The organism is Paracoccus sphaerophysae (genome assembly GCF_000763805.1).
Lineage (GTDB): Bacteria > Pseudomonadota > Alphaproteobacteria > Rhodobacterales > Rhodobacteraceae > Paracoccus > Paracoccus sphaerophysae.
In genome coordinates this window covers 1-6,232 of sequence record NZ_JRKS01000107.1, presented here as the reverse complement: position 1 = coordinate 6,232, position 6,232 = coordinate 1, and the positions used below count along the sequence as shown (strand labels likewise).

Sequence of the window (6,232 nt, the reverse complement as noted above, 5' to 3'; positions counted from 1 at the left end):
GCCCCAGGCCGATCACCACGGGCAGGGCAAATACGGAAAGCGCGCGGCGCATCAGTTGCTCCCCGTCGGCTGGTTGCTGGTGGTGGGCGCGGCCTGCGGCTGCGCGCCGGGCGCGGCGGGGCGCGGCCGGTCCAGCGGCCGATAGGGCACGGCGCCCGGCCCGCCCCCGGGCGGCGGGACCGGCCGCGCCCGGCCGCCGACCCCGGCCCCCGGGCGGCGGGGGAAAAGATCCGCATCTCGGGCGGGGGGCGGTGCAACTTCACCAACCTCGCCACCAGCCATGACCGCTTCCTGTCGGACACGCCACAATTCTGCGCTTCGGCGCTGGCGGGGTACACGCCCCAGGACTTCGTCGCGCTGGTCGACCGGGCCGGGATCGGCTGGCACGAAAAGACCCAGGGGCAGCTTTTCTGTGACGGCAGCACGCGGCAGATCGTCTCGATGCTGATCGACCGCGCCCAGGCCGAGCTGCGGCTGGGGGTGGGGGTCGAAGAGGTCACGCCGACGGCCGGGGGCCTCGTCGTCCGGACCACCGCCGGCCCGATCCTCGCGGGCCGGGTCGTCGTGGCGACCGGCGGCAAGTCGGTCCCGAAGATGGGCGCCAGCGGCATCGGCTACCGCATCGCCGAACAGACCGGCCACCGGATCGTGCCGACGCGGCCGGGCCTCGTGCCGCTGACCTTCGCCGAACAGGCGCTGCAGCGCACTGCGCCGCTGGCCGGCGTCTCGGTGGAAACCGAGGCCACCACCTGCCAGCCGCCGCGCAAGGGCCAGCGGCCGCCGCGGTTCCGCGATCAGCTGCTGTTCACCCATCGCGGCCTCTCGGGGCCGGCGATCCTGCAGATCTCGAGCTTCTGGCAGCCTGGAGAGGCGATCCGGCTGGACCTCGCCCCCGGTGCGGACGCCGCCGCCCGGCTGCGCGCGGCGCGCCAGCGCGGCGGCAAAGCGCAGTTGGGCACAGCGCTGGCGCAGATCCTGCCGGCCCGGCTCGCTGCGGCCATCGCGGCCGAGGAGGGGCTTGCCGAAGCGCGGCTGGCCGATCAGCCGGACACGGTGCTCGACCGGCTGGGGCGGCGGATCAACCAGTGGCAGATCTCGCCGGTAGGGTCGGAGGGCTATCGCACCGCCGAGGTCACCGTGGGCGGCGTCGACTGCCGCGACCTCGACGCGCGCACGATGCAATCGCGCCGGGTGCCGGGGCTCTATTTCATCGGCGAGGTCGTCGATGTGACCGGCTGGCTCGGCGGTTACAACTTCCAGTGGGCCTGGGCCTCGGGCCACGCGGCGGCCCGGGCGATCACCGCGGGCTAGACCCGCAGCGGATCGGCCTTGGCCAGCGCGTCAAAGCGCATCAGGCTGTCGATCAGCGCCGGCATCCGGTCCAGCGGGATCATGTTCGGCCCGTCCGAGGGCGCGGTGTCCGGCGTCTCGTGGGTCTCGATGAACACCCCCGCGATCCCCAGCGCCACCGCCGCCCGCGCCATCACCGGGGCGAATTCGCGCTGGCCGCCGGACGAGCCGCCCTGGCCGCCCGGCTGCTGCACCGAGTGGGTCGCGTCCATGATGACCGGCCAGCCGGTGCGCGCCATGATCGGCAGCGACCGCATGTCGGCGACCAGCGTGTTATAGCCGAAGCTCGCCCCGCGCTCGGTCAGCAGGATGCGATCATTGCCGGTCGAGGCGACCTTGTCGGCCACGTTGGGCATGTCCCAGGGCGCGAGGAACTGACCCTTCTTGATGTTCACCACCGCGCTGGTGCGGCCCGCGGCCAGCAGCAGATCGGTCTGGCGGCTGAGAAAGGCGGGGATCTGGACGATGTCCACGACCTCGGCTGCGCGCACGACCTGCTCGGCGTCGTGCACGTCGGTCAGGACGGGACAGCCCAGCCGGTCGCGCACCGCGGCCAGCATCGCCAGCCCCTCGTCGATCCCGACCCCGCGGCGGCCCGACAGCGAGGTGCGGTTGGCCTTGTCATAGCTCGCCTTGAACACGAAGCCCGCGCCCGCAGCCCGACAGGCGGCGGCCAGCGGCTCGGCGATGCGCAGCGCATGGTCCAGCGTTTCCAGCTGGCACGGCCCTGCGATCAGCACCAGCGGACGGTCGTTGCCGAAGGTGACGCCGCGCACGGCAACCTCGCGCTGCGCCACGCCAGCCGCGGGTGCGACGGTCCCCGGCGGCTCGGAGCCGTTGTCGCGGATCACGAGGACACCTGCTCGCGCAGGATCGAGGCGGTGAGCGACATCATCAGATAGATCCCCGCAAAGATCAGGAACGCCACGATCGTGTTCTGCAGCGCCTTCGGATAGGTGGCGGCGTCCGGCGGCACCGGGGCCACCGACAGCGACAGGTAACGGACCTGCTTGTTGGCCTCGATGCGGGCGGTTTCCATCTGCTCGGCCGCGGTGGCGAGCAGCTGCTGGCGGGTGACCAGGTCGCTGTCCGCGACCCGCAACTCGCCCGAGATGGCGGCCAGCGAGGCGCGGTTGCCGCTTTCCTCGGTCAGCTGCGACCGGACGTCGGCGATCATCTTTTCCAGCCGCGCGATGTCGCCCTGCACGCCCTGCACCCGGCTCTGGTTGGGGCGGGCGTTCGACTGCAGCTGGCCCAGCTCAAGCCGCTTTTCGGCAAGCTGGCCTTCCAGCGTGGCGATCTGGCCCATCACGACGCCGCCTTCGGCCGAGGGGTCCAGCACGCCCAGCTTTTCCTGCAGCTGCTGGACGCGCAGCTGCGCCTCCTGCACCTTCTTCTCGGCGTCGGCATAGACCGAGGCGGCGCCCTGCATCTGGTCCTCGCGCAGGCGCGCGGTCATCTGGTCGACCTGGCCTTCGGCATAGCGGATCAGCGCCAGCGAGAACTGTTCGGAGAGCTGCGGATCGGGGGCGATCACCTCCATGTTGATGACGCCCTCGGTAGGGTCATAGCCGATCTTCACCGAATCCTGGTACAGCGCATAGGCCTCTTCGCGCGTCGCGTCCTGCGGCAGGCGCAGCAGCTTGTCGATGGCCGGGTCCTGGAAGGCGCGGGTAAAGCCCAGCTCGTCATCCAGCCGGATCATCGCATCGCGCGAGGTCAGATAGGACTGCACCGCCACGTTGTCGGGGTTCATCATCGCGCCCGCGGTGATCGAGGCGCCGGCCACCCCCGGCACGCCCTCGGCCTGCTGGATCATGAACTGCGAGGTGGTCGCGTACAGCTTGGTCGCCTGGGTGAAGTAATACCAGCCCGCCACGATCGTCGGCAGTCCGACGAAGAACGCCAGCCGGACCAGCAGCAGCGCGAGGTTGCGGCGGCGGCGGCGGGCGATATCGCGCTGGATGCGATAGATTTCGGCCGCGCGGCGTTCCTCGGTGAGCGCCTCGCGCGACGGCAGCCCGGGTTGCCGGGCGGGACCGGGCACGGGGGCAGGCGCGATCGGGGTGATTTCCCGGCGATTGGCGCGCGAGGGCAGGCCGGGCTTGGACAGCAGCGCCGGCGCCTGGGGCGACGGCGCGGCCTGGGCCTGGTTGCCTGCATCCGACAGGATGCGGCCGACGGCGCCGCGGTGGAACGGGTCGATGTTGCGTTCGCGCAGCCGCAGCACGGCCTCGTATTCCGAGGCGACTTCGATGCCGTGCATCGCGGCGATCCGCGCGGCCATCCGCAACTGGCGCGAGGTCAGGTTCTCGGCCCGGATTGCAGCCAGCGCCTCGGCCTCTGACAGCGGTGCGGCAGCGGCAGCACGATCCCCGCCAGCGGGCGGTGCGGGGTCGCGGGCGACGGCGTCCTGCGCCGAGCGGCTTCCGGCGGGCTTCCCGGCGGGTTGCTCGGGCGGCTTTCCGGTCGGGCCTTCGGCGCCGGGAAAGCGCATGTTGCCGAACCCGTCATCGGCACTGGAAAACACGCTTTCGATCCCGCCCGCATCGCCAGCGGTCGGCGGCGCCGCGCCCGGCTGCTGGCGGACCGACTGATCGGCGGCCCCGGGGTCACCCGCGGCCGCGGCGCGCGCGCCGCGCTGCACCTCGACGCGGACGGCCGGGCGGGGGGGCTGCGCGTCGGCCGGCGCCTCGCCGGGCCGGTTCGCGGCACGCGCGGCGCCCACCGGCGATTCGGATGCGCTCAGGTGAAAGCGGCGGACCTTAGGCGGTGTAGTCATAATACTGTCTTGCCTCGTCCAGAGTATCGAACATGTAAAGCTTGCCATCGCGCAGCACGCCCGCGCGGCGGCAGAATTTTTCCAGCGTGCCGGCCTGGTGGGACACGATCACCACCGTCGCGGTCTTGAGCCGGTCATACAGCACCGACCCGGCCTTGCGGTTGAATTCTGCGTCGGTGGTCGACGGCATTCCCTCGTCGATCAGGTAGATGTCGAATTCCAGCGCCAGCAGCAGCGCAAAGGTCAGCCGCGATTTCATCCCGGAACTGTAGATCCCCACCGGCCGGTCGAAATATTCGCCGATGTCGCACAGCCAGCGGCAGAAGGCCGACACGTAGTCCGGGTCCAGCCCGTAGATGCGGGCGATATAGCGCGCGTTCTCGTTGGCCGACAGCTTGCCGATGATCCCGCCCATGAAGCCCAGCGGGAACGACACCCGGCAATGCGTCCGGATCTGCCCCTCGTCGGGCTTTTCCAGCCCGCACATCATGTTGATGAGCGTCGTCTTGCCGGTGCCGTTGGGCGCGAGGATGCCCAGCGACTCGCCCAGTTCGACCCGGAAGGACGCGCGGTCCAGGATCACCTTGCGCTGCGTGCCGGTCCAGAAGGACTTCGAGACGTTGTCGAATTCCAGCATGCGTGAGCTTCGGGCGGTTCCTGGGGACGGGGCAATCGGGGCCGGACGGCAGGCGCCAGCGCAGCGGGTTTCGGCGCGATACATAAGGCCGAAGCCCGCCCCTGTCCATCGGCGCGCCTCGTTTCGTGAAATTGCCCGGTGTTAAATGCGCGGCTGCGTGAATATCTGGGGCGGATGCAGGACCACAGCACGCCCCGTCCCGAACCCCGACGCGAACCCGCCGTCGCCACCGAACTGCGCAGCTGCCGCCTGTGCGCGGACCGTTTTGCCGCCACGGCGACAGCTCATGCGCCGCGCCCGGTGGTCTGGTTCGGCACCGGCGCGCGGGTGCTGCTGGCCAGCCAGGCGCCGGGGATGCGGGTCCATCATTCCGGGCGGCCCTTCACCGATGCCTCGGGCGAACGGCTGCGGCTGTGGATGGGGGTGGACGAGGCGACCTTCTATGACCGCTCGCGCATCGCCATCGTCCCGATGGCCTTCTGCTTTCCCGGCTATGACGCGAAGGGATCGGACCTGCCGCCGCCGCCGGTCTGCGCCGCCACCTGGCGCGACCGGATCATGGAGGAGCTGCGCCCCGAGGCGACGCTGCTGGTCGGCGGACACGCGATCCGCTGGCACCTGGGCCTGCGCGACGTGACCGCCGCGGTTGCCGGCTGGCGCGACCATGCGCCCCGGGTCTGGCCCTTGCCTCATCCGTCCTGGCGCAATACCGGGTGGCTGAAACGAAACCCGTGGTTTGAAACCGACCTGCTGCCCGCGCTAAGGGGAACGCTGTCCGGCCTGCTGTAAGCCCCGGAAAGGAGCACCGCTTGTGACCGAACTCGACCGCCTCTGCGCGTCCATCCCGTTCCACGATGCCGACCCGGCGCAGCGGGCGGCCGTCCTGCGGCGGCTGGCGGATAGCGAATTGCACGCCGCGCTGGCCGCCGATCCTGTGGATGACCGCGCCGATCTGCGCATGTTCGACCTGCCGGGCGGGACCGTGGCGCTGGCCACCGACGACGCCGCCGAGCTGGCCGACTTTCTGGGCGGCCCGGTCGCCCATGTCTCGCTGCCCGGCCGGGTGCTGGCGGCCGAACTCGCGCAGGCGGGGCAGGGGCTGCTTGTCAATCCCGGCCGCCCATCCGAGATGCTGCTGGACGCGGCGACGCTGGGCTGGCTGGTCGCGGCGCTGGCCCCGGCGCCCGACAGCGAAGACACCGCTCCGCAGCGCCTGTCCGCGCCGCGGCCCGAGGCGCTGGCGATCCTGGCCGAGCCGCTGGCCGCGCGGCTGGGCGACATGATCGGCCGCGTCGCCGGCGCAGCGCTGGTCGGCGCCGACTGGGCCGATGGGCGGCGGGGGCATCTGCTGGTCGTCGCCGGCGCCGCCGCCGACGACCGCCCGGCGCTGGCCAAGGCGCTGGCCGAGCTGATCGCCTTCCTGCCCGAAATCCCCGGCGGCGTGGACGTGACCTTCCAGGACC

At 71.5% G+C, this 6,232-nt stretch carries 6 protein-coding genes; 3 read left to right on the top strand and 3 right to left on the bottom strand.

Going from position 1 to position 6,232, the window contains the following annotated elements; translation table 11 throughout:
* Positions 1-30 precede the first annotated feature (30 nt).
* Complete coding sequence (locus IC63_RS16275; protein WP_232222656.1) at positions 31-1,311, top strand: BaiN/RdsA family NAD(P)/FAD-dependent oxidoreductase; 1,281 nt, start codon at positions 31-33, stop codon at positions 1,309-1,311.
* On the opposite strand, the gene kdsA is transcribed toward IC63_RS16275, so the two are convergent.
* The 3 genes from kdsA to IC63_RS16260 are packed head-to-tail and all read right to left on the bottom strand — an operon-like array spanning position 1,308 to position 4,769.
* A complete protein-coding gene (gene kdsA / locus IC63_RS16270) occupies positions 1,308-2,147 on the bottom strand; it encodes a 3-deoxy-8-phosphooctulonate synthase (protein WP_036722499.1) in 840 nt (279 codons plus the stop codon). The genes IC63_RS16275 and kdsA overlap by 4 nt on opposite strands.
* Positions 2,148-2,197: 50 nt before the next feature.
* Complete coding sequence (locus IC63_RS16265) at positions 2,198-4,132, bottom strand: capsule biosynthesis protein (RefSeq protein ID WP_084116015.1); 1,935 nt, start codon at positions 4,130-4,132, stop codon at positions 2,198-2,200.
* Entirely contained in the window at positions 4,116-4,769 is a 654-nt protein-coding gene (locus IC63_RS16260; protein WP_036722490.1) for an ABC transporter ATP-binding protein, read from the bottom strand. Before IC63_RS16260 ends, IC63_RS16265 begins: the two co-directional genes overlap by 17 nt.
* Before the next feature lie 174 nt (positions 4,770-4,943).
* Between IC63_RS16260 and IC63_RS16255 the strand changes: the two genes are divergently transcribed.
* Positions 4,944-5,558, top strand: coding sequence for a uracil-DNA glycosylase family protein (locus tag IC63_RS16255; RefSeq protein ID WP_052042339.1), 615 nt, complete (start codon positions 4,944-4,946; stop codon positions 5,556-5,558).
* A 22-nt stretch (positions 5,559-5,580) separates the two neighbouring features.
* Positions 5,581-6,232: SseB family protein (locus IC63_RS16250; protein WP_036722488.1), on the top strand; the 652-nt coding region annotated here is incomplete at its 3' end.

Coding starts and splice junctions, on each gene's coding strand:
- IC63_RS16265 (WP_084116015.1), bottom strand. CDS start 4,132: ATGACTACACCGCCTAAGGTCCGCCGCTTTCACCTGAGCGCATCCGAA.
- IC63_RS16260 (WP_036722490.1), bottom strand. CDS start 4,769: ATGCTGGAATTCGACAACGTCTCGAAGTCCTTCTGGACCGGCACGCAG.
- IC63_RS16255 (WP_052042339.1), top strand. CDS start 4,944: ATGCAGGACCACAGCACGCCCCGTCCCGAACCCCGACGCGAACCCGCC.